The sequence below is a fragment of the Rhizobium sp. BT03 genome (genome assembly GCF_030053155.1).
GTDB lineage: Bacteria > Pseudomonadota > Alphaproteobacteria > Rhizobiales > Rhizobiaceae > Rhizobium.
Window position 1 is genome coordinate 4,374,130 of the sequence record NZ_CP125640.1, and the last position, 23,032, is coordinate 4,397,161.

The 23,032-nt window shown below is 61.0% G+C and carries 23 protein-coding genes; 8 read left to right on the forward strand and 15 right to left on the reverse strand.

Features of this window, described 5'->3' with window-relative positions; all coding sequences use genetic code 11:
• The first annotated feature begins 362 nt into the window (after positions 1 to 362).
• Both QMO80_RS21220 and QMO80_RS21225 read left to right on the forward strand, forming a co-directional pair.
• Positions 363 to 3,146, forward strand: a complete 2,784-nt coding sequence (locus QMO80_RS21220; RefSeq protein ID WP_283198238.1) for an EAL domain-containing protein — start codon at positions 363 to 365, stop codon at positions 3,144 to 3,146.
• A gap of 487 nt (positions 3,147 to 3,633) precedes the next feature.
• Positions 3,634 to 3,960, forward strand: coding sequence for a hypothetical protein (locus QMO80_RS21225; RefSeq protein ID WP_283198239.1), 327 nt, complete (start codon positions 3,634 to 3,636; stop codon positions 3,958 to 3,960).
• 504 nt (positions 3,961 to 4,464) lie between these two features.
• On the opposite strand, the gene QMO80_RS21230 is transcribed toward QMO80_RS21225, so the two are convergent.
• The 12 genes from QMO80_RS21230 to QMO80_RS21285 all read right to left on the reverse strand — a co-directional run bounded on the left by QMO80_RS21230 (position 4,465) and on the right by QMO80_RS21285 (position 17,116).
• Entirely contained in the window at positions 4,465 to 5,109 is a 645-nt protein-coding gene (locus QMO80_RS21230; protein ID WP_283198240.1) for a hypothetical protein, read from the reverse strand.
• Between the two features lie 538 nt (positions 5,110 to 5,647).
• Positions 5,648 to 5,986, reverse strand: coding sequence for a hypothetical protein (locus tag QMO80_RS21235; RefSeq protein WP_049735143.1), 339 nt, complete (start codon positions 5,984 to 5,986; stop codon positions 5,648 to 5,650).
• A gap of 7 nt (positions 5,987 to 5,993) precedes the next feature.
• Positions 5,994 to 6,554, reverse strand: coding sequence for a hypothetical protein (locus tag QMO80_RS21240; RefSeq protein ID WP_283198241.1), 561 nt, complete (start codon positions 6,552 to 6,554; stop codon positions 5,994 to 5,996).
• A gap of 3 nt (positions 6,555 to 6,557) precedes the next feature.
• Positions 6,558 to 8,912, reverse strand: coding sequence for a SpoIIE family protein phosphatase (locus tag QMO80_RS21245; RefSeq protein ID WP_283198242.1), 2,355 nt, complete (start codon positions 8,910 to 8,912; stop codon positions 6,558 to 6,560).
• Positions 8,912 to 10,084 carry a class I SAM-dependent methyltransferase gene (locus tag QMO80_RS21250; RefSeq protein WP_283198243.1) on the reverse strand — a complete coding sequence of 391 codons (1,173 nt, stop codon included), beginning with the start codon at positions 10,082 to 10,084 and terminating at the stop codon, positions 8,912 to 8,914. The genes QMO80_RS21245 and QMO80_RS21250 overlap by 1 nt, the downstream gene beginning before the upstream one ends.
• On the reverse strand, positions 10,081 to 10,572 hold the full coding sequence (locus QMO80_RS21255; RefSeq protein WP_283198244.1) for a hypothetical protein: 492 nt from the start codon (positions 10,570 to 10,572) through the stop codon (positions 10,081 to 10,083). Before QMO80_RS21255 ends, QMO80_RS21250 begins: the two co-directional genes overlap by 4 nt.
• Positions 10,573 to 10,641: 69 nt before the next feature.
• Positions 10,642 to 12,294, reverse strand: coding sequence for a bifunctional diguanylate cyclase/phosphodiesterase (locus QMO80_RS21260; RefSeq protein WP_283198245.1), 1,653 nt, complete (start codon positions 12,292 to 12,294; stop codon positions 10,642 to 10,644).
• A 188-nt stretch (positions 12,295 to 12,482) separates the two neighbouring features.
• Complete coding sequence (locus tag QMO80_RS21265) at positions 12,483 to 13,316, reverse strand: sugar phosphate isomerase/epimerase (protein WP_283198246.1); 834 nt, start codon at positions 13,314 to 13,316, stop codon at positions 12,483 to 12,485.
• A complete protein-coding gene (locus QMO80_RS21270) occupies positions 13,313 to 14,518 on the reverse strand; it encodes an NAD(P)/FAD-dependent oxidoreductase (RefSeq protein WP_283198247.1) in 1,206 nt (401 codons plus the stop codon). Before QMO80_RS21270 ends, QMO80_RS21265 begins: the two co-directional genes overlap by 4 nt.
• An 85-nt stretch (positions 14,519 to 14,603) precedes the next feature.
• The gene (locus QMO80_RS21275; protein WP_283198248.1) at positions 14,604 to 14,915 is read right to left on the reverse strand and encodes a MocE family 2Fe-2S type ferredoxin; all 312 of its coding nucleotides are present in this window, start codon (positions 14,913 to 14,915) and stop codon (positions 14,604 to 14,606) included.
• Positions 14,912 to 15,946, reverse strand: a complete 1,035-nt coding sequence (locus QMO80_RS21280) for a sterol desaturase family protein (protein ID WP_283198249.1) — start codon at positions 15,944 to 15,946, stop codon at positions 14,912 to 14,914. The genes QMO80_RS21275 and QMO80_RS21280 overlap by 4 nt, the downstream gene beginning before the upstream one ends.
• Positions 15,947 to 16,114: 168 nt before the next feature.
• Complete coding sequence (locus tag QMO80_RS21285) at positions 16,115 to 17,116, reverse strand: LacI family DNA-binding transcriptional regulator (RefSeq protein ID WP_283198250.1); 1,002 nt, start codon at positions 17,114 to 17,116, stop codon at positions 16,115 to 16,117.
• A gap of 264 nt (positions 17,117 to 17,380) precedes the next feature.
• Between QMO80_RS21285 and QMO80_RS21290 the strand changes: the two genes are divergently transcribed.
• The 3 genes from QMO80_RS21290 to QMO80_RS21300 all read left to right on the forward strand — a co-directional run bounded on the left by QMO80_RS21290 (position 17,381) and on the right by QMO80_RS21300 (position 19,091).
• Positions 17,381 to 18,073: a type 1 glutamine amidotransferase domain-containing protein gene (locus QMO80_RS21290; protein ID WP_283198251.1), complete on the forward strand. Its 693-nt coding sequence runs from the start codon at positions 17,381 to 17,383 to the stop codon at positions 18,071 to 18,073.
• A 44-nt stretch (positions 18,074 to 18,117) separates the two neighbouring features.
• Positions 18,118 to 18,531, forward strand: a complete 414-nt coding sequence (locus QMO80_RS21295) for a GFA family protein (protein ID WP_283198252.1) — start codon at positions 18,118 to 18,120, stop codon at positions 18,529 to 18,531.
• Between the two features lie 116 nt (positions 18,532 to 18,647).
• Positions 18,648 to 19,091, forward strand: coding sequence for an SRPBCC family protein (locus tag QMO80_RS21300; protein WP_283198253.1), 444 nt, complete (start codon positions 18,648 to 18,650; stop codon positions 19,089 to 19,091).
• A gap of 149 nt (positions 19,092 to 19,240) precedes the next feature.
• Here QMO80_RS21300 and QMO80_RS21305 read toward each other — a convergent pair whose 3' ends face one another.
• Positions 19,241 to 20,170, reverse strand: coding sequence for a hypothetical protein (locus QMO80_RS21305; RefSeq protein ID WP_283198254.1), 930 nt, complete (start codon positions 20,168 to 20,170; stop codon positions 19,241 to 19,243).
• Between the two features lie 230 nt (positions 20,171 to 20,400).
• Positions 20,401 to 20,574, reverse strand: a complete 174-nt coding sequence (locus tag QMO80_RS21310; protein ID WP_167347820.1) for a hypothetical protein — start codon at positions 20,572 to 20,574, stop codon at positions 20,401 to 20,403.
• A gap of 125 nt (positions 20,575 to 20,699) precedes the next feature.
• Between QMO80_RS21310 and QMO80_RS21315 the strand changes: the two genes are divergently transcribed.
• Both QMO80_RS21315 and QMO80_RS21320 read left to right on the forward strand, forming a co-directional pair.
• Positions 20,700 to 20,900, forward strand: a complete 201-nt coding sequence (locus QMO80_RS21315; RefSeq protein ID WP_283198255.1) for a hypothetical protein — start codon at positions 20,700 to 20,702, stop codon at positions 20,898 to 20,900.
• A gap of 1 nt (position 20,901) precedes the next feature.
• Positions 20,902 to 21,111 carry a hypothetical protein gene (locus QMO80_RS21320; protein ID WP_283198256.1) on the forward strand — a complete coding sequence of 70 codons (210 nt, stop codon included), beginning with the start codon at positions 20,902 to 20,904 and terminating at the stop codon, positions 21,109 to 21,111.
• Positions 21,112 to 21,156: 45 nt separating this feature from the next.
• Here QMO80_RS21320 and QMO80_RS21325 read toward each other — a convergent pair whose 3' ends face one another.
• Positions 21,157 to 22,047, reverse strand: a complete 891-nt coding sequence (locus QMO80_RS21325; RefSeq protein ID WP_283198257.1) for an SDR family oxidoreductase — start codon at positions 22,045 to 22,047, stop codon at positions 21,157 to 21,159.
• A gap of 91 nt (positions 22,048 to 22,138) precedes the next feature.
• Between QMO80_RS21325 and QMO80_RS21330 the strand changes: the two genes are divergently transcribed.
• Positions 22,139 to 22,963 (forward strand): helix-turn-helix transcriptional regulator, encoded by an 825-nt coding sequence (locus QMO80_RS21330; RefSeq protein ID WP_283198258.1) that lies wholly within the window; start codon positions 22,139 to 22,141, stop codon positions 22,961 to 22,963.
• The last annotated feature ends 69 nt before the right edge of the window (positions 22,964 to 23,032 follow it).

Below are 23,032 nucleotides of genomic sequence, written 5' to 3' on the forward strand. Positions count from 1 at the left end.
TACTACTACACGCATATCAACCTACAACAACCGAGTAAATTAAGGGGTGTATTCTTATAGCGATCATTGGGGACGGTGAGAATTGCGATTGCAACGTAGTTTCCAAAAAGCGGCGCCTTCCTCATCGCGAAAGCTGACATCTTGATCAAAACGTTAACGTGGATGATTGCCGTATAATTGGGTTGCGGACCTCGCCGATAACTACTCCCCGATCCATTCACCATACCAACAAACCCTCCATAAACTCTAATCTCACAACCAGCCCCGAACAACCTCGATATCCCACCCAGCCGCCCCGCCCATTTCAACCTTCCTTAAGCGACCGCTGATTAGCGTGCCCTCTGAAATCGAGGGCCTCTTCCATGTTTACCGTTCTGACGTGCGTTACCGAGCAGCATGATCTCACGCTGGTCGGGCTTGCGGGTCTGATCTGCTTTCTCGCCAGCCATTGCGCGCTCGTTCTGCTGCATCGGGCGACCTTGTCCGATGGCGCGGTTCGGTGGGTGTGGCTGCTGACGGCGGGAGCGGCGGGTGGTTTCGGTATCTGGGCCACGCATTTCATCGCCATGCTGGCATACGACCCCGGTGTCGTCGTCGGTTATCATGCCGGATTGACGCTGGTCTCGCTGCTGGTCGCGATCGTGGCGACGACGGCGGCGGTTGCCGCCAAGATCGCCTATGACAGATGGGTGGCGAACGTCCTGGCGGGCGTACTCTTCGGCGTCGGTATCTGGTCTATGCATTTCGCCGGCATGTTGGCGATCGAATTCCCCGGTGAAATCTCGTGGGATACGGGCTTCGTGACGGCCTCGGTGGTTCTCGGCGTGGCGTTTTCAGTGGCTGCCTTTCGATTTGCAGGCCGGAGCGGCCGGTCGACTTTGGGTAAGCTGGTTCCGACGGTTCTCCTGACGCTTGGCGTCGTCGCGCTGCATTTCACCGCGACGGCGGGGGTGACGGTCATTCCCGGCATCACCGCGCTCGATCCCGCCATGCTGCTTTCGCCGGCGCTGATGGCGGTGACGATCGCCGCCGTTACCTTTTCGCTGCTGGCGGCGGGTTTTGCGGCCGCCATCTTCGTCGTGCGCTCGCAGGCCAAGACGGCCGGGGCCGAGCGCAACTTCAAGCTCCTGGTGCAAGGGGTGACCGACTACGCGATCTATATGCTCGATCCGGATGGCAAGGTCAGCAACTGGAATGCCGGCGCCGAGCGCGCCAAGGGCTACAGCGCCGATGAGATCGTCGGCAAGGATTTCTCGCTGTTCTATTCTGAGGAGGATCGGAGGAATGGGCTGCCGCAGCGGGCGCTTCGAACCGCCCGCAGCGAAGGCAAGTTCGAAGCCCAGGGGTGGCGTTACCGCAAGGACGGCTCCTCCTTCTGGGCCCATGTCGTCATCGACCCGATCTATGACGAGGCCGGCGCACTGATCGGCTATGCCAAGATCACCAAGGACAACAGCAAGCAGAAGGCGGATGCCGACCGGATCGAGGAGGTCACCCGCAATCTCGACGTCGCGCTCGAAAATATCGGCCAGGGCATCTGCATGTTCGACAGGGACGAGCGTCTGCTGCTTTGCAACAAACGCTATCTGGAAATCTTCCGGTTCCCCGAGGGATCGGTGCGTCCCGGCATGGTGTACCGTGAGATCGTCGACATCGGCTATGCCGCCAACACCGAGGACCCCGGCGAGGCGGCCGCGCGGGCCGAGGCGCATTATACCAGGAACATGGCGCTGATCAGATCAGGCGCCGGCAGTGCGGTTCACAAATATCCGAGCGGCATATCCATCCAGCAGAATGTCAACATCCTGCCCAATGGCGGCTGGGTCGTCACCTTCGAAGACATCACCGATCGCCTGAAATCCGAGGAGCAGGTCGCTTTCCTTGCCAAGCATGACGGCCTGACGGGCTTGCCGAACCGGCTGCAGTTCGGCGAAAGCGTCTCGGAGGAAATGATGATCGCCGACCGGGTGAGGGGCAACGTCGCCGTCATCGGCATCGATCTCGACAAGTTCAAGGAGATCAACGACCAGCACGGCCACGGCACCGGCGACAAGGTGCTTGTCGAACTGGCGCGCCGTCTCGACGAAGCGCGGCAGGAGGGCGAGTTCATCGCCCGGTTCGGCGGAGACGAGTTCGCCGCGACCAAGCGCTTCGATGAGCTGAGCGCGCTCCACGATTTCATCGCGCGGCTCGAAGGCGCGCTGACCGGGACGGTCACGATCGACGGCTTCGAGATCAAGACGGGCGCCAGCCTCGGCGTGGCGGTTTATCCAAGCGATGCGGCAGGCGTCGACGGCCTTCTCGCCAATGCCGACCTTGCCATGTACCGCGCCAAACAATCCTTGCTGCAGAAGGTCTGCTTCTACGAGGCTGCAATGGACGAGCATGCGCGCCGCCGCCGCTCGCTCGCCAAGGACCTCTGGGCCTCGATCGACCGCAGCCAGCTGCATCTGCATTATCAGGTGCAGAAATCGGTGCGGACGGGCGAGATCACCGGCTACGAAGTTCTGCTGCGCTGGCGGCATCACGAACGCGGCAACATCCCGCCCATGGATTTCATCGGCCTTGCCGAGGAATGCGGCGCGATCCTGCCGATCGGCGAATGGGTGCTCAGGGAAGCCTGCCGCGAGGCGGCAAGCTGGAACAACAGCCACAAGATCGCCGTCAACCTGTCGCCGATCCAGCTCGGCCATGCCGATATGGCCGCCGTCATATCGGAGATCCTTCTGGAAACCGGTCTGAACCCGCGGCGTCTCGAAATCGAGATCACCGAAAGCTCGATCATCGTCGACAAGGACAAGGCCTTGCGGACGATGCGGCAGATCAAGGCGCTCGGCGTGTCGATCGCGATCGACGACTTCGGCACCGGCTATTCCTCACTGGAGACGCTGCGCTCCTTCCCGTTCGACAAGATCAAACTCGACAAGAGCTTCATGGCCGAGGTCGAAACCAGCCCGCAGTCAAAGGCGATCGTCCGCGCCATCCTGGCCCTTGGCCGCAGCCTGGAGGTGCCGGTGCTGGCGGAGGGCGTGGAAACCCAGGCGCAGCTCGACACGCTCTTGGAAGAACAATGCGACGAGGCGCAGGGTTATCTGCTTGGCAAGCCGCAGGCGATGGGCGAGCCGGCGGTTGAGAAGGCGGCTTGACCGAAGCCGGTTCTATAAAAGGCGGAGGTGCAGCGATCGTCTCGGCCGATCTCTCCAGCTAAAAAAGAAGGATTTACGGAGGGCGCCGCCTCTGCGTTGACCCGTCAATCCGGCCATGGCTAAGGTAACCGGCTCCGCAGCAGGATTAGTAAATTCAGGTAAATTGAAGATTTTCCGAACTCTGTCATCCTTCGACCTGCCGCGCCCCTCCGCGCGGTATCGCTGATTAAAGCGGCATCAGGTAATACGAAATGCCCCGTCCTGGCGGGGCATTTCCTTATGGAACTCCCGTACCGCAGGAAGGCTTCACGCGACCTAACCATAGGAAACACTGGTGCGAGTAGCGACCCTTGTCCAACGCTCACCGCGCTCGGGGAGCGGGGCAGACCCCTGCAAGTTTGAACGTCGAAATAGGCTTTTTGGATAGATGTTCGCCGTGCTCTAACGCAGTTTCGGCAGACGCGGCTTAGGAAGAAGGGAGTGGACGATGAAAGCGATCACGGTTTCTGGCCTCATTATGCTCGTCTTCGCATCTGGTGCATATGCCGCAACATTGACCGGGGAGCAGTTGAAAAGCGAGTTGGTAGGCCACCCGATCCACTGGAAGTCAAAGACGCAATCGGGCATCACAACTTATAAACCAGACGGAACGATTGAAGCGACCGTCGACGGGGACAAGGCCACTTACAACGGCACATGGAGCATCAAAGGCAACAAGATGTGCGAGAAGTTCGATAAGGAAAAATGCGCAACGATCAATTCCCTTGGAGGGAAGAAATACTCCAAGGGGGGCGGAACGCTTACGGTGGAATAGCTGCTGTTTTGATTTTCGTCTCCAGGCGGCACGTAAACCGCCTGGCTGCTCGTGCAAGCCCGAGGCCGAAACTCGCGAAGGCGCGAAAACCGGTTCAGAGGAGACTATCGCGAGGTTTCCAGGCGGCGATCGCCGCGCAGCAGGTTCAGCCAGGCCCGCGCCAGTTTTCCGCGTCTGTGGCCCCGATATGGCAATCGTCGTAGCGATCGTCTCCGTCGAGCAAGGCGGCTTGAGGCGCCACCCGCCTTGTGCGCCGGACGGTGCGTCAGGTCGCTGTTCGTTACCCTAACCCGACCGGAGTCGAGACCGATGGCTCGACTCCGGTCGGTGCCGGCAGGTGGATGAGGGGCATCCCTGCCGATCTCTCGGAGCACGTTTTGCGCGCCCCGAAAATTCTCAAAAAAAGAGAGCATTCCGTTACTCAAACAGAGACGGAAATGCTCTCATAGTCTGGTGCGCAGCTGTAACCGAAACGGCGGCGCACCTCACGCAACCCACTCGTGGCTATTCGTCTGACGTCGCCGGCGCGGCGTCCTCAAGTGAGGTGCGGATCTGATCGATCTTGCCGTTCGCTTCGCCCACGCCGAGAATGTTTTTGGCTTCTGCCAGGACCGCCGGGCTCACCTGACCGGATTTCGTAGCGGAAGCCAATGCGTCCTCCAGCGCCGCGTCCCCCAGCAGAGGGTCGGTCGCTGCAGGCTCGATTCCGTTGTCGATTTCATATTGGGCGTAAGCCACTGCATAGGCCGAGATGGCGGCCATGCGTGGGTCCGACGTATGCATCAACGCCCGGTAATTCCGCTTCAAGGAGTTCAGGCCCGCAAGCTGCGCCGAGAGGTTTTTCTCTTTTGTGGCGGCGACCCTGTCTGTTTTGGCCGATTTGGACTTGCCTGCCGCTTCGGAGGATTTGCCTTTCAAGCCTGTCGATTTGGAGCCGCTATTGGCCGAACCGTTGCCCTTGTTGCCGCTGCCATGGCTGCCGCCGTTTCCATTGCCGCCGCCATTCCCACCACCGTTACCGCCGCCATTGCCACCACCGTTACCACCGTCCTTCGCCAGTGCGGCCATGTCGTGACCTGCAATCGTGACCGGGCCTGCGGCAAGCGCCAGCGAGAGCACAGCCAGGGACGTCAAGGTTGCTATCCGCATCGTTTTCCTCCGAATAAGATCAATAGGCGTCGTGCAATTCCACGACGTAAGCAGTTGTGAAAGATTAAACGCGGATCGCGCATCGCACATCGGACTGAGGTCCGGTGAGAGGCCCCGGCATATAGTCTTAGAGGAACCGCTGGGCACTGCGCGCCGCGGCCTCGTCCGCTGGAGGATTGAGGAGGGGGAGGTGGTATGTTCTACACCGATATGAGCGGAGGATTGGGCGGAGACGCCACTTCACACTCCCTCATTCCTGTGCTCGTCACAGGAATCCAGTGCGCCCAAGTCCTTGGGCGCGAAAGACTTTTTCGGCGCGATATGATTCATTCACGGCGCGGACGCGCCGTGGCTGGATTCCTGTGACGAGCACAGGAATGAGGGAGGAGACGTAGGCGCGCGCGATATTACGAACGACCTGCAGCCACGCCCCCCAAATCGATCCTACCGTTTTGACTCCACCAGATTGGCCGTGACGATAGCCGCCAGCAGGCAGACGAGAGCCGGCCCCGCGCCGCAAATAGTTCCTCGCCCCCGCTCACGCCAACCGCAAATCGAGAAGCGGATGCAGCTTCTTGAGGTTCGGCAGCGACTTCGCCTGCCAGGGATATTGGTGCGTGCCTTTGACGACGAGCAGCAGGTCGCCCATTTTTCTGGCTTCGATGGTCAGCTTGGCCAGGAGATTGATGCCGGAGGAATTGAGGAATTCGAGGCCGGTCAGATTGAATGTCACCTGTTTGTGCCCGTCGTGGAGCAGGCCTGTTATCAATGAATAGATCGGCGCATAGGCGTCCGGCCCGGCCAGGCGGAAGACGCCGTCGAAATAGACTTCGTTTTGTTCCGCCCATACACGGAAGTTTTCGTCGCTGATTTCCATTCTTCGCTCACGGATTGGAGGAGGGCGGCATTGCCACGGCTGCAGTCGTCGTCAGTATGATATGTTCAGCATTATTTTCTTCGAATGCCCATGCCATTTTTGCGTCGTAGTCGCTGAGAAGGGTCAGCAGACCCAAGCCCGAACCGCTTGCAGACGATATGGCGTTGGTTTCGATTTGCTCAAGGAGAAGTTCGCCGGGATCCTTCGATTGCAGGCGATGCAACAGTTGCTGGAAGCGCCAGGCTGTGGCGCTGTCGATGGTGTTCTTGACCCGTATCAAAAAGCGTCCCTCGGATATGCCGGCTTCAATGAGGATCTCGCCAGGCTGGCGAAACTTGACGGCGTTTTCGATCAGCTCGTTGCTGAGATAGCCGATGTCATGATGCGCCTGCATGTAGGCTTTTCGCGACCGTGAAAAGGGCAGGGCCATGACCTCGGCAATGAAGTCGGCCGTCATTCCCGAGTGCTTCCATCCAAGCTGCAGCGGGCCATCGGTCAAGGTGAGGCGCGTGCCGGAATCCAGGCTTATATCTGTCAGAGATTCGATGCCGAATACCGTTGGCCTCATGGCTCACCTGTGCCGTACTGCGAGAAGCGTGATGTCGTCGTAAATCTTCTGCGATCCGATGAAGAGCATCAGTGTCGCGACGATTTCGGCAACGATTTTCTCAGCGCTCAGATCCTTCAAGCGAACTGCTTCGCGGCACAGGCGTTCCATGCCAAACAATTCTCCGGCATCATTTTCGGCCTCGGTTACCCCGTCCGTATGCAGGAGGATGAGATCCCCCTTTTCGAAGGCGATCTGACGGGTTTTGATGAAGGTTGAGATATCGGCCTCCAGCCCGATCGGTATGCCCAGATCCATGGTGTCGATACGTTCGACCTCGCCGTTTGCCCTGACGATGACAACTTCTTCGTGTTGTCCCGACAGGATCATCTCTTTTCCGTCGTAGTCAAGAAACGCCAGAGTGAGGTGCTTATCGATTTTCGTCCTGACGATATTTTTAAACAGGGCGCTGTTCAGATCTGTGAGAAATTTCACCGCATCGGTATTTCCGGCTTCCTGCAGGGCGCGGGCGACGGACTGAACCATCAACATCAACACGCCGCTTTCGAGCCCATGTCCGGTGACGTCGCCGATGCCGATCTTCAACCGGCTTCCGTTCTTCAAGACGTCGTAATAATCGCCGCCGACTTCTTCCGCCGGTCTCATATAGGCCGCGATCTCGAGCGCCTGAAAGTCCTCGAGCTCCTGATCGAGCGGAAGAACCATCAGCTGGATACGCTCGGCGACGGCGAGCTCCGTTCCAAGACGTCTGTTTTCCCGCTGCAGCTGTGCGTTCAGCGTCGAAATCTCTTCTTTCGCATCTTCGATTTGAGCGGTTCGCTCTTCGACGAGCTGCTCGAGATTTTCGGTGTGATAGCTGATTTCTTCGGCCATGCGGTTGAAGGCTTCACCGGCCTCGCCGACTTCGTCCCTGCTCGAGATGGCCACCCTGACCGAATAATCCTTCGCCTGAATGCGTTTGGCAGCGCCTGCCAATGCGCTGATTCCGCTGGTTATTCTTTTCGAGGCGGCAAATACCGCGATCGTCACGATCAGCAGGGACATCAGGATCGCCAGAATTTGGTAGAGCACGATCCGGTTCGTCGCCTCGGAGATTTTGGCCTGGGCGGCATAGAGCGAGGCATCGATTTCTCGCTCGGGCACGACCAGCCCAAGCAGCATCGCCTCCTGCCGAACCGGGCCGCTGACCCAGAGATTGGTCGCAGGCAGTTTCTTGACGATGACGATATAGGGGACCTCGCTGCCGTCCTGCTGCAACAGCAAATGCTGAAGGCCCTGTTCGCGGTCCAAGGCCAGTTTGGCGATCGCGGGCTGGGAGCTTCCCTTCAGCGAGCGCTCCAGGCCGGTCACGCCGGTTCCGCTCGCACCGCTGGCGGAACGCAGGCCGAGGGTTTGTTCACCGGTGCTGTTGATCGCGACGACATTGCCGTCGGACATTGCCAGAAACCCAAAGCCGGATTGCGCCACTTTGACATTTTCGACCGTCTGCGCCAGCTGGTCGAGCGTGATGTCGGCGCCGGCGGTGCCTGCGACATCCTTCCTGTCGGCCGTCCATAGCGGATGAAAGAAACTGACGATCAGCTTGCCGGTAATGGCATCCGTATAGGGTGCCGTCTGGGTGATGTCGCCTGCGACCGGCCGCGTCTTGATATCCTTGGCCCAGCCCTGCCAGGATTCGTAAAGTCCCGGGAAAAAGAAGTCCCAGAAATTGGCCTCGTTATGTCCAGGATAAAGGCGGTCGAAGGTCTGAGCCTGGTCGGTATAGGGTGCGGTTCGGAAGATCGGCCGGTCTTTCGAGCCGATATAATACATCTGCAGCTTCGAGGCACCGTGCTGCATCAGGCTCGGCGCCACAAGATCCAGAACCGCGCTGGTGCGGATATCGCTCTCGACGTCGGGTCTAGGCTTCCGGTCCTGCCCGAGCAGGTAACCCCACACGCTGACGACCGAGACCGAGCCCGGAGCGTTCTGAGACCATTTCCCCTGCTGATCGTAGGAAAGGCTGACGCTGCCGGGTGATGTGCGGGCGATTGCGGCGCCGACGTCCGAATTGCGCGCGGGATCGTCGATCTGCGCCTGAAGCACGCCTGCGAGCGTACTGACGTCGCTATGAACCTGCCGCAGCAGCAAACTCACCTGAGCCGCGGTCGAGTCGGCATAGGTGCGGATATATTCCTGGCTTGCCGCTTCGAGACCCTGGCCGACCTCGAGCGTTGCGTCGCGCGACAGCCTCTGAACGTTCCAAAGCGCCAGCCCGCCGCTGACCAGCAGGTCGAAGAGCACAGCTCCGCCGACGACCAGGATGAATTTTGCCCGAAAGCCTATTCCTGCCGGGGTCTTCGGTGATCTCGCGTCCATCACAGTGGCTTTCGCCCTGAGGCTGCCCAGATCGGCCAGCCTGCATAACCCTTGGGGTGAAGGGCCGCAAAGATGTGATCCTTGAATCCTTGCCGGAACCTGCGGATAAAATCCACGGAGTCGCCGCGCCGCACCGCCATCTCGCCGGCATAGACATTTTCCCAGGCTTCGATGATGTCGGCGAAGTCCTGAGGATCCCCGTCGAGGTTGGTCACCATGAAGCAATCGACCTTGATATTGTCGAATCCCGCATCGGCAAGGAGATGGCGGCTTTTCGGCCCCATCTCGACATCCATGTCGAAGTGCCTGAACAGTTTGGCGACCTCCTCGTATGTCCATTTGATCGTTTCCGCATGCGGCTCGCCCAGGCAATGCGAATTTTTTTCGTTGGTGATGTAGACACGGCCGCCGGGCCTGCAGATGCGGTAAAGCTCCCTGAGCAGCATCTCGGGACGGTTGAAGATCTGCAGCGAATGCCGGCAGGTGACGAAGTCGAATTGATTGTCCCGAAGCAGCATCTGGGAGGCGTCGCCATAGGTGTACTCTATCCCCTGCAGGTCGAAGTCGGCAGCGACCTTGCGGGCATATTCGAGGCTGCGCACCGAATGATCAAGCGCGACAAGCCGTTCCGGTTTGAATTCCCGTTGAACCAGGGCGGCGAAATCGCCGATTCCGCAGCAGATATCGGCCATGACAAGACCGTTGCGCAGACCGTGACGCGGCAGCAGTTCGCGTTCGTGCCTCCACGTCATTTTCGTCTGGGTGCGCAGAATGGGAATGAAGCTCTCATCCTCGACAAAGGTCTGGCCCGGATAAAACGCCGAATCGTAGACTTCAACCGACAGGTTCGGCTGCGATGCAGCCAGGGTCTGGAACAGCGAAGTCGACCAGGCCACCACGCTCGACGTGATGATGACGATCTTCCGCTCCGGCCTGGTCCGGCAGTGTGCCCTCAGAATATCGGAGAGCGCTGAGAAGGCCGTCATGTTGATATGCGTCAGGCGTTTGACATTCAGGTAGATGACGCCGCTGTATTTTTCCAAACTTTGCCGCACCAGCTTGAGGGCATCGGCAATCTCGTTTGCACTTTCCGGCCGCATCTTGCCGGTCAGCAGCAGCTCCTGATTTGTCGGATCAAAATGGACGGCGAAGGGCAGGGGAAGCATGTTCATTGGAAATCCTCGGCAGAGGGGAAATCCGCGATGATTTGAATCCCTTGGGCGCCGTTCTTCTCAATCCGGATCGCGGCACGGAATATGGTTGCCAGATCGCTGAGCAAAATCGCCCCATCGGGCTTCAGCTCGGATCCGGCGCTGGAGAGGGACTGGCGTTCACCTGACCTCCGACCGGTGCTCTCGCGGTCCTCGCGGGCAAAGGCAATTCTCAGCCGGTTGGACGTCGCGCTCCGATAGAGACTGAAACTTATCCTTCCCGGCTCATCGGTCGAACGGAAAGCAAGTTCAATGAGCTCGTTGGCCGCGACGGAAAGAAAATTCGAATATCGAGCCGGATCGCTGTGACCCTGGCCGAGGATGTCTGCGAGATATTCGGTAATCCTGTCGCAAAACTGCCATTGGGATTTGAACATCGCAACGTTCAGTTCCAGCGACACCATAGGCGCCAATGCATGGTCATCGAAGCCGGATGCTTCCTCTTCCAATACAGCCTCCATCAGTTCGTCTGGAGCGTCAGATGCCTTCAAAAAGCACGGCGAAAAATCGGTCCTTTGCTATACCAGCGCGGGGCTCACGGATGTCTCAGCCCGGTTGATGAACTCGCCGATCGCCTCGACCGGAAGCGGCCTGCTCACCAGATAGCCCTGAAGCCTGTCGCAGCCCACGCTGTGCAGCCATTCCGCCTGAGCCGGCGTCTCGACCCCTTCGGCCGTCACCTGCATGTCGAGGCCATGTGCGAGGTTGACGATGCAGCGGACGATCGTCTGGCTTTTCGGATCGCTTTCCAGATCGGTGATGAAGTATTTGTCGATTTTGATCGTGTCGAAAGGGAATGTCTTGAGGTAGCTCAGCGAAGAATATTCGGTCCCGAAATCGTCAAGCGAGATCCGTATCCCCAGCACGTTGAGCGTATTCAGCGTGTCGATGTTGTTGACGGTCCGCTCGAGCAGCACGCTTTCGGTGATCTCGAGCTCCAGACGCTCGGGCGGAAGCCCGACCAGGTCCAGCGTCTGCGATATGCGATCGGTAAGGCCGCTCGTCAGGAATTCCGCCGCCGAGACATTGACGGCGACGATGTAATTCTCAGGCCACTTCATCGCTTCGCGGCATGCCTGCTCCAAAACCCATGCGCCGATGTCAGGCATCATTCCATCGGCTTCGGCCATCGGAATGAATGCCGCCGGTGGAATTTTTCCAAGCAGCGGGTGGTGCCATCTCAGCAACGCTTCGAACCCGACGATGCAGCCGCCTTCGGCAAGGGGTTGGTACTCGACGAAGAATTGCTGTTGGTCCAAGGCCATGCGGAGGCTGCGGCGCAGCAATTCGCGTTGCTCCAGTAGTTCAAGCATTGCGGGATCGAAGGCTTTTGCCCGGCCGCGCCCTTCCTGCTTGGCGGCATAGAGCGCGAGGTCGGACGCCTTCATTAGCTCTTCCGGACTTGTCCCATCCGGAGGAGAGGTGGATATGCCGATGCTGGTGCCGACAAAGAGGGCAATGCCGTCGATCGTGAAGGGCTTTTTGAATGCCGCGACCAAAGCGTCCGCCAGCCGGTGCGCTTTGGCCGGATGTCCCGGGCCCCTGGAAATGACGGTGAATTCGTCGCCGGCCAGGCGATAGGCTCTGTCATCGCTGCTCAGGCAGTCTTGAATACGCCTTGCGGCAGATTGAAGAAGCGTGTCACCGGCCGGATGCCCGAGCGTGTCGTTGACGGGCTTGAAATCGTCAAGGTCGAGCTGCATCAGGGACAGGGTCTCGTTCGAGCCTGCGGCCTCCTGCAGCAGCACAGCAAGGTCGTCGCTGAACTGGCGTCGGTTCGGCAGTCCCGTCAGAGGGTCGTGGGTCGCCAGATGCAGAAGGGTCGCACGTTCGTCGTCAACAAGCTCTTCGGAGCGAACCACGGCAAACAGCTCTCCGATCCGATAGATCGTCAGCCCGTGCGATGCGGGCCCGCCCAGATCGCCCGATATTCGTAACGGCTGGGCACTGTCATCCAGTGAGCGGAAAGCGAGCGTGATCGCCGATTTGTCCAGCTGTGGAAAGTGTTCCCAAAGGGACGCTGCCGGTTTGACGGATGCGGGCAGCTCGTTGCCCAGCAAATTCTCGACGGGATTGAAGTCGCGGTCAAAGAACAAAAGCCGGTCGATCGAACTCGAAGCTTCTGCCTGTGTTTGTCCGAGGGCCGGGCTGGCCGCACGAATTTTCCGCATCTTCGAGCCTCTCCCAGTCGAATGTCCTAACCAGATATCGTAGCAAATCAACTGTCGCACAACTTGTGCACGTCAAGATTTACATTAGGCATGTCTGATTAACAATCCCAAACCTCTGCCCACACGCTTACGATGTAGGGCGCACGATACTGATCCAAAAGGGGGATTTGCACGATTGGGAGGCGGATTCAGGCAGTGGCCGCCCACAACGCATGCACCATCTGCCGCAGCGCCAGCGCCTCCGCCCACCGGTCCGTCTGGTCGTTGCCGTCTCTGCCCGTGATCGCATAGGGTTTGGGACCGAGCTCGCAGGTAAAAACGAGCTCGGCATCATCGGCGGCGCGTGATCGCCAGTGGCGAAAACCATACTCCCACCATTCGAGGAAGAGATCGACCCAGGGCCGGTGATGCGGAAAGGAGATCTCGATCTGCACCTGTTCGCGCGAGCCAACCCGGCCGTGAAATGCCTGGGCATTCCGCAGAATGCGCCGGATCAGCGCATGATTCTCCTCATCGACCGGAAAGGCGAATTCACGGCCGACCAGGAAATGCGACAGGTCGGCCAGCAGCGGCAGTTCGGGACGCTCTTCCAGCAGATCCAGCGTAAAGAACAGGTCCGTCGTCATCCTGTCGCGATGCGTTTCGATGAACACGGGAATGCCGGCATCTTCAGCAAGAAGCATCCAGCCATCGAGAAGCGGCAGGCAGGCATCGATGCGGCGCGGGCGGATATCGGGTTGCAGGTTGATGTGGCTGACCGGAAATTCCGCGGCCAGTTCCAGCGGCAGACGTAGATCCTCGACGCAGCGAGGGAAGCAGACCGCCTCGACCTTCAAGCCGGTGCCCCGGATGGCCTCGTTGAGGGCAACGACATCCCGGCGGCTGGTGTAATGCGCGCTGATGCCGTCGAAGCCGGCCTCGGAGATCATCGCGATGTTCTCGTCGAGTGTGCGCTCGACCCCATCCGTGTGCCGACGCTCCATGGCCCAGAGCGACTGAAAGATCAGCAGCTTCTGCATCACGCGGCCCTTGCGCTCTTCAGCAGGGTTTTGAGGCCCACACTCGGGTCGGCCAGTTCCGGGAGGCTGGGGCTGATGCCTGCGGCAATCAGCATCTCGGCGAGCTTGATGTCCCTCGCCAGGCCATTGCCGTTGCCCAAGCCCGCCGCTGCCACCAGGCGTCCGTCATCGAGATAAAATTCCAGTTCACCCTCCGCGGCCGAACGCAGGACGATCCGATGGGCGGGCTGCGGCAGCCCCGCCACCTGCAGGCCAAGATCATACTGGTCGGACCAGAACCAGGGGAGGGCGCCGAAGGTCTCGGCGGCACCGGCCATGTTTCGCGCCGCGGTCTCGGCCTGCGTCCTGGCGTTCCGCCAGCTTTCATAGCGAACATGTCCGCCGCCCGGCTGAGCCACCGCGGCGCAATCGCCTGCGGCGAAGACGTTCGGTGCGCTGGTGCGAAGACAGGCGTCCGTCAGAATGCCGTTGCCGGTGGCCAGTCCCGCCGCTTCCGCCAAAGCGATATCAGGCAGGACGCCGATGGCGCTGACGACGAGATCGGCAGGCACCAGGCTGCCGTCGGTCAGGGTGACGCCGTCGTCGCCGATCGCCGCCACGCCCCGATCGACCTGAAAGCGCACACCTTCGGCAGCATGCCTGGCGTGCAGCTTTTCGGCAAAGCGGGCAGGGACGGCGCGGCCCAAAGGTTTCGGTGCGGCTTCGATCACGTCGACCGAAACGTCCTTTCCGCGAAGGACCGATGCAAGTTCCATCCCGATCAGACCCGCGCCGATGATCGCCACGCTCCGGCCGGGACCAACACGGGAGAAGATCGCTTCGGCATCGGCGTGGGTGCGGAAATCGAGTGCGCGCGCTGCACCGGGACATGTGAGCCGTCTCGGCCGCGCGCCGGTGGCCAGAAGCAGCTTTTCGTAGTGGAGCACCCGGCCGTCGCTCAAGCGCACCGCTCCGGCGCCAGCATCCAGCTCGGCGGCCGACAGGCCCTTGAGATAGGTGATGCCGGCGGCATCAAGCGCTTCTGCAGCGCAGATCAGCTTCATCTGCACCGCATCGCCGATGGTCTTCGACAAAGGCGGCCGTTCATAGGGCAGGTGGGGCTCGGCGCCGACCAGCGTGACAGGCCCCGAATAGCCTGCTTCACGCAGGGCAAAGGCTGCCCGGGTGCCGGATTCGCCGGCGCCGATGATGACCATACCGTCCATGTTTTCTCCGTGAAAAAAGCGGCCGGCGCTCGTGAGGACATAAAAACCAAGGCCTAAAGCGCTGCGCATGTCCGGGCGACATGCATCAAGCCAGAGCGACGCGAACCTCTCCGTCGATCACCTCTGCCGGATAGGTTTTCAGATTTTCGCAGGCCGGAAGCCTGATGGCCTCGCCAGTGCGATAGTCGAAGGCGCCGGAATGTTTTGGACATTCCACCTCGAAATTCATGACCAGTCCGTCGGCGAGATGGATCGCCTCGTGGGTGCAGAGCCCGGCGGTGCAGTAGACGCTGTCATCCGGGCCACGGTAGATCGCGTAGGTGCGCCCGCCATGGTCGAAGCGGATGGCGCCTTCCTGTTCGATGTCGTCGAGTTTGCCAGCTGAAACCCAGATCATTCGGCAGCCCCTCCGACTTCCAGGCGGGCCTTGCGGGCCGCCAGTTTTTCCTTCCGCCTGCGGTAGCGTTCCTGCATCTGGGCTTCGCCCTCGGGGGAGCCGTCGTGCCAGGTGCCGAACCATTTATCGAGCGGGATCAGAGCGTCGCCGTAGTTCACCTCGAAATATTTGTGGTGGAGGTAGTGCGCATAAGCGTGGCTATCGACCAGCCTCTCCTCGCCAATCTCGACCTTGTCGAAGCCGACATGGCCGGGAATGGCCCCGAAACCCGCATAATGCAGCTGGTAGAGCATGATGATCGGGTTGGAGGGCAGGAACAGGTGGTAGAACGCCGTGCCGAAATAGAGCAGGTGCTCGACCGGATGCATCGACAGCGACGACCAGGGCGAGGGGTTGACCGAATTGTGGTGGACCGAGTGCACCCATTTGTAGAGCAAGGGCGTATGGATCAGCCGGTGTATGCAGAAGAAATGGAACTCGTGGATAACAGGCACCACGAGCGCGACGAGCGCCAGCGTCCATGGATTTTCCGCAAAACTCAGCCACGGCGCGTAGCCATTGGCGTAGGCCCAGAGCATGCCGACCTCGACGGCGGTCCAGATCGTCACGCCCGACAGGAAGGTGCGCAGGATGTTGTCGAGGTTCTGGCTCTCGAACCAGAAGGCGTTGCTCTTGTGGTCGGCCGGGAACTTGCCGTTGTACTTGAAACGGTTTTCCTGCCGCTTCAACACGTAGAGATGCAGTTCGAAGGCGCCGTAGAACAGGAAGACCGCGATGGCGTTTACCGCATAGAGCCAGGCGATCCAGCCGATGCTGAGCGTGCGCATTGTTTCCAGCGGCGGAATGACCCAGGCCCAATAAGCAACGGCGGAGGCGGCAAAAATTGCATTCCAGGGAAAGAAGTAGTGCGGCAGCCATTTCAGGATCGCCATTAGCCGCGGCGGAAACGCAAACAGCGGGGCGGTTTCGGCCGGCTGGTTCGGCGCCCAGTCGCCGCGCTTGTTGCGCGTGCCGAATTTCAGATCGTCCATTGCTCTCTCCTTCGGGCGGACGGAATCGTCAGCCCGCATATGCATCTTGATCGCAGGAGAGGCCTTTCGCGCCGGGATGTCGCGGCTGTCGACGCACGGGCTCTCCTCCCTGTCTTGAACGTAGCAGGAGGCGGCCGCGGCGCCGAAGCCATTCTTGATCAAATTAGATCAAAGCCCTTCCTTGGTGATGGTGATGAAGCGGATCGGCGCCCGATCCGGCTCAATATCGGTCAAGCCGATCCGGCGCAGGATGAGATCGAGCGATCGCCTGGCCTGCGCCTCGGGCGCCTGGTCGAGGACGACATCCATGATGCCGTCCTGCAAGGCGCTGCGCGTATAGTCGGTGAGCTCGTGGCCGACGAAGAAGATGCCGCGTTCGCGCGCATGCCGCCGCAGCACGTTGATCAGCGCGGAATTGCCGCCGCCGGCATTGTAGAGGCCGGCAAGGTCCGGATACATCCGCAAGGCCGAGGACAGGAGTTCAGCGCCGAGATGCTCGTCGTCGAGACCGAACCCCAGCTGCTGGAAGCTGGTGGAACCGGCGTGCTCGAGAAAATAGTCCGAAAAACCACGGATGCGATCGCGGTGCACCTGATAGATCGGATGGCAGATCGCAAAGACGGGACCGATCCGGCGTGCCATTCGGCTGATGAAGAGCGCTGCCGTCCGGCCGGCGGCATAATTGTCGATGCCGACGAATTCGCCTGTCCGTTCCGAGGCGCGAGTGACGACGTGGACGACCGGCAAGCCTTGGGCGCTGACCTCCTCGACGGCCGCGCCGATCACCGGATTGCTGGGCACCGCCAGGATCAGGCCTGCGCGCCGCAGGCCGGCCGACAAGATGCGGCGCGCGATTTCTTCCGGCTTCATCTCTTCGGTAAAGCTGCGATGCACGATGACCAGCGGGTCGAGGGTCGCCGCGATCCTCTCGAATGCTGCGGAGAGCCGCTGATAGAAGGTCGTTTCGGGACGTACCATCAACACCTCTATGCGCAGCAGGCCGCGATGGGTGTCCGGGAGCTTGCGGGGATAATCCAGCGCGCGGGCGGCAATGATCACCTTCTCGACCAGCTCCGGGCGAACGCCCCCGCGTCCGTTCAGGACCCGCTCGACGGTGGCCGTCCCGACGCCGGCATGGCGGGCGATATCCCGATAATTCGGCTTGCTCACTTTTCAGGTCCCTGGAATGGCGAACGCGATCGGATCGATCCTATGGGCAATCCGCCCCTCTTCATACACCAGAGCCTCAGAACTCACAGAGGCTGGTCGGTGCAGGGTTTGAGCGGCATCTGCCAACGGCGGATCAGAATGCTTGTATCGCGGCGGCGGCCGATCTATGATTTCTTCAGTTCAACATGAGATTGCAGGCAGATTTCACCGTAAACCGGACGCGGAAAGTTTTGCTTTTCGGCCGGACCGAAGGAGCTGAGCAAAATGAAAATTCTCATGGTTCTCACATCGCATGATCAACTGGGACATACCGGCAGGAAAACGGGCTTCTGGCTAGAGGAGCTCGCCGCTCCCTACTTCGTTTTCCGCGACGCCGGCGCCGAGATCGCGCTCGCATCGCCGAAAGGCGGCCAGCCTCCGCTCGATCCGAAGAGCAACGAGCCGGCGTTCCAGACGGAAGATACGAGGCGATTTGAACGGGACCCGGCCGCGACGGCTGCGCTCGCCAACACGTTGAGGCTGTCCGACGTCGACCAGGCGGATTATGACACTGTGTTTTTCCCCGGCGGCCACGGGCCGCTCTGGGACCTGACGAACGACCGCAATGCGCACACGCTGATCGAGGAGACGCTTGCCGCGGGAAAGCCGCTGGCGCTCGTCTGCCATGCGCCGGGAATCCTGACCAAGGTCAAGGCTCCGGACGGCGGACCGATCGCCAAGGGGCGGACGGTGACCGGCTTTACCAATTCCGAGGAGGCGGCCGTGCAGCTCGTCGAGGTCGTGCCCTATCTGCTCGAAGACGTGCTGAAGGAGCAGGGGGCGAAGTTTTCTGCGACGGAAGACTGGGCCGTCCACGTCGTCCAGGACGATCAGCTGATCACCGGGCAGAACCCAGCCTCATCGAAGCAGGCCGCCCGCCTGCTGCTGCATGCGCTGGGCAAGCAGGCCGCGGCCTGACGTGCTCCGCTCGCCGATCTTGAAACCAGATGAAGGACGCCGGCATGAGCAGGAAATATACGGGAAAATGTGCTTGCGGCGCGGTGCAGTTCGGCTTCGACACAGATCCGACCTTCGTCGCCGACTGCCATTGTCTGGATTGCAAGAAAGCCTCGGGCGGCGAGGCCGCCACCTTCTTTGCCGTGCCGCAGGACGATTTCACCCTGACTGCCGGCAGTCCGAAGGCGTTTCATTATGTCGCCGATTCCGGCAAGGGTCTCGACCGCAATTTCTGCCCGGATTGCGGCGCGAGGTTGTTCAGCAGCAATCTGGAGAGCTTCCCCGGCCTCGTCTTCGTCACCCTCGGCAGCCTGGACCGGCCCGAGTTGATACAGCCGGGGGTCGAGATGTTTATCAAACGGCGGCTTGCTTGGGCGACGCCGCTCCATCTTCCGCAGTTCGAAGGCATGCCGGGCTGACGGGCAGTGTGGCTCCGAGCGATTTTTCCTGAAGAAAAGATCGTTCCCATGTCGGATCGGTCAAAGCCGATCCGTCCTTAGCTCGTCCATTCCATCCATTCAAAAGGATCACGACCATGCCGAACACCATACGCCTGCACCGCGTTCTCGCGACCAGCCCTGAGAAGGTTTACCGCGCATTCATCGAGGCGGATGCGCTTGCCAAGTGGCTGCCGCCGAACGGCTTCCTCTGCACCGTGCACCATCTTGAACCTGTTGTCGGCGGCACGTTCAAAATGTCCTTTCGTAACTTCACGACCGGCAACAGCCATGCCTTCGGCGGCGAATTCCGCGAACTCGTCCCGGGCGAACTCGTTCGCTATACCGACAAGTTCGACGACCCCAATCTTCCTGGAGAAATGGAAGTCACCGTGACGCTGAAGAAGGTGTCGGTCGGCACCGAGGTTGATATCGTTCAGGCAGGCGTGCCCGACGTCATCCCGCCCGAGGCCTGCTATCTCGGCTGGCAGGAGTCGCTGAAGAACCTCGCCAGGGTGGTTGAGCCCGATATCCAGGAATAGGGCTGGCACCGCCACCAAGAGAGCCTCACCCGAGCGCCCCGCACGGGGCCTCGAAGGGCGATGCAATGCGCCGGTGGCTGAGAATGCCGGGTGTCGTATGGCGCCTTCGAGATCCCCTCTTGAAAGGCGCTGTACCGCCCCGGCTGCCGTTAAAGCCCGATGCCGCGTTTGGCCAGTGCCGCACGCGCTGCGGTGGTCCCCCAATCCTCTGAAAGATCGTGCTCGTCGATTTCGGCTTCGGCGATCTGCGTCGCGCGGATCAGCGGCACGGAGCCGAAAGGCAGGCCGTCGATCCGGCCTGGGTCGCGGCTGAGCATGATGCGGGTCATCGGACGGTAGTCATCGGTCAGCCGGCAGAATAGGATGGCGCCATGTTTCTCGACATCGCGGGCGACGCGGTGGCCGTCGGCCACGAGGTCGCCGATGTTGATCAACAGGTTCCCCCAGTTACCGATCTCCTCCGCATCCATCGTCGCGGCATCGAACTCCATGAAGAGCTCGCATTCGACACCGTTCTCGGGCTCGGATATGCCGGCCCAGGGTGTGGAAAGGCCGTCGGTCGCAAGCGTCAGCTTTCCCGGAGTGTCGATGGCGAGGATGCGGCGGTGGGAGCCGAACCATTTCGTCTGGGCGTGAATGTTGGCCGTTGCGCGCTCGACGGCAAAGCTCTCCTGCACCCCGCCGCGGCTCTGCCAGAAGGCGCGTCGCGCGGCGGCTGAGGCCTCGTAGATCGGGTCGTCGGGACCACGCGGAACGATTGATTGGTCATAAGCGGTTTCGAGCGTGAGCTCAGCGCGCATGAAGGGAAGTCTCGGCTTCTTCCAGCGGATCGACACCGTGTTGAAGCGTTCCGTCGCGGCTGTATCGAGCTTTTCGACGACATCCTCGATGATACCGAGCGGACGGCCGGAATCCTCCCTGATATGCTTTCCCTCGGCATCGAGATAACCGCCGGTGCGGGAGGAATGCCCGGCCTGCAGGGTGGTGACGGTCCATTCGCCGCTGACGGCGCCCGCCGGCGCCTTGACGAGAACGGGAGCAAGTTCCCGGATCGCATCGCCGATCGTATAGGATGCCATGTCGCCCCTCCGCCTTGGCTCAAAGATTCTTGCTCCATCGCAGCCGGCCGGCCGCCAGCAGAAGGTAGGGCATCGCCATTGCCGATCAATGACAAGGCAGCCGATCAATGACGGGGGAGATGGCGTTGAGCATGCAAGGCCATCCCAAGGAAGGAGGGAGGTGGGGCTTCCCAACAGGTCTATGGAGATGCCCCGACCATGATACCGGGACAGAGGACGCATATGCGCCCTCAATTGCTCCCGTCGTTGGGTCTGGCCTTGGCGCTGTCGTTGCTGCTGTCCGAGGCGGTTTTGCCATCGGGCTGCTGACCGAAATAGGTGCCGCCGAGATGGCCGCCGGCGCTGGTGTTTCTGACCTGCTGTTCGGCGCGTTTCTGAATTTCACGGACGTTGGTCTTGCTCATTTTCGGCTCCCTGTTTGAGGTTGCGACCTCGGAACAACCGATGGGGGACGACGCTGTTCCATATTTTCTGCGGGAACACTTGCTGCCTTTTCCGGTTTTTCCCACTCAACCAAGGAGAAACGACGATGGGCATCACGACTCCCAAGGATGGCGCCCCCGGCACCACCGACCAGTCCCCCCGCTGGGAAGGGCCGAAGGGAAATACCCCGCGCGGCTATCTGAAAGCCAAGGGCGATCCGGACAAAAACCGCGATGCGCGCGGCGAAAACAACCGCGATCCCGAAACGAAGAATATCGGTGATGCGATGAAGCAGAAGGGCGAATGAGATGGCCAATCCGGAAAAAGACGCCGCCGGCCAGTTCGCCAAATCCCTGGCCGACAGGAAAAGCACCGGCGTGGTCAGCGCCAAACCGACCGTCATCACCGGTTCCGAGGATGCAACGGTGAACAAAAGCCTGCCCGGGCAGAAGAAGCCGGAGAAGGATTGGGACATCAACTACGATCCGGCCGATATGAATGAAGGCCGGATGCGGTAGATCGAATTCGCCAGAGGACGTTCTCCAGGCGCCGGCATCTGAGCCTTACCCGCCGAAATAGGCCCGGTGGTCGATATCGGCCAGCAGGCCGGGCTGGGCCGGCTGCCAACCAAGCAGTGCGCGGGTGCGCTCGCTCGATGTTGGCACGTCGAAGCTCGCGAACATGGCGAACCAGCCGAAGTGCTCTGCGGCTTCTTCGCGGGACTTCGAGACCACCGGAACATCGAGCCGCCGCCCGATCACCTCGGCGATCTCCCGGAACGGTACGCCCTCTTCGGCGACCGCCAGGAAGGGGCCGCCCACGGCGCCGCGTTCCAGAGCCAGCCGGTAGAGGTGGGCGGCATCGACCCGATGTACGGCCGGCCAGCGGTTCTGCCCTTCGCCGATATAGGCAGAAACACCCGTTCGCCGGGCGAAATCGATCAGGATCGGCACGAAGCCGCGGTCGCCATGGCCATGCACCGACGGCGGGAGCCGGACCGTGGAGGCGCGAACGCCCCGGGCGACAAGCGATATCGCGGTGATTTCGGAGGCGCGGGGGTAGGTCTCAGAGGTCGGCATGGGCGGGTCCTTCTCGGTGCTGATGCGGCCCGGCGCATGGCCGAGGCCCGATGTGACCAGCAGCGGACGGCCGGAACCCCGAAGGGCTTCGCCGAGCGCCTCGATGGCGCGCCGGTCGAGGGCACAGTTTTCGGCGAATTTCGAGAAGTCATGATTGAAGCCGGTATGGATGACGCCGTCGGCCTCGGCCGCGCCGCGCTTCAAGCTTTCCAGATCCTCGAGCGAGCCGCGATGGACGACAGCGCCGGCGGCCGCCAGCTCTTCAGCACCCTTGTCCGAGCGGGTGAGGCCGAGCACCTGGTGGCCGGCGGCGATCAATTCGTTGACGACGGCCGAGCCGACCCAGCCGGTGGCTCCGGTGACGAATACGCGCATGTCAATATCTCCGTTTTGGCTGGAGACAGATATCGGGCAGGGCATTATCATGGTAAAGTAGTGATCTTATCATGGTATAATGGCTAACAGGATGAGCGAATTCGTCACCTCCGAAAACCGGCTGGGCGCCTACCTCAAGGGCCGCCGCGCCAAGCTCGACCCGGCCGCCCTCGGCTTTGCCGGCGGGCGCCGCCGCACGCCGGGGCTGCGCCGCGAGGAGGTGGCAAGCCGCGCCAATATCAGCCCCACCTGGTACACCTGGCTGGAGCAGGGGCGCGGCGGGGCGCCGTCAGCCGATGTGCTCGAGCGGATCTCGCGGGCGCTGATGCTGACCGATGTCGAGCGCGAGCACCTCTTCCTCATCGGCCTCGGCCGGCCGCCCGAGGTACGCTATCGCAGACAAGAGGGGGTGACGCCCAGGCTGCAGGGCGTGCTCGATGCGCTGGACCCGAGCCCGGCGCTGATCCGCAACGCCATCTGGGACGTGATCGCCTGGAACCGGGCGGCGACCGTGCTGCTGACCGATTACGGTGCGCTGCCGCCGAAAGAGCGCAACGTGCTGCGCTTCATCTTCCTCGATCCGCGCGTGCGCGCCGCCCAATATGACTGGGAAAATGTCGCCCGCTTCGTCGTCGCCGCCTTCCGGGTGGACGCGGCTCGCGCCGGTGCGGCCGCCGAGGTCGAGCCCCTGGTCGACGAACTCTGCCGGAAAAGCCCGGAATTCCTGGTCATGTGGCGCGACAACGACGTGCGCACTCACGGCGAGGGCGCCAAACACATCAGGCACCCGGTGCTCGGGCTGCTCTCCTTCGAATATTCGGCATTTCAGGTGGACGGCCGGCCGGATCTCAGCATGGTGGTGTATAACCCGGCGACCGCGGAGGATGCGGAAAAGATCAGGCGGGTGGTGGGATGAGGATCTATTCGGTTCTTTGTCTGTCTGCTTGAATCTATTCATGGCTATCGCGGCCGGGAATTTTTCACC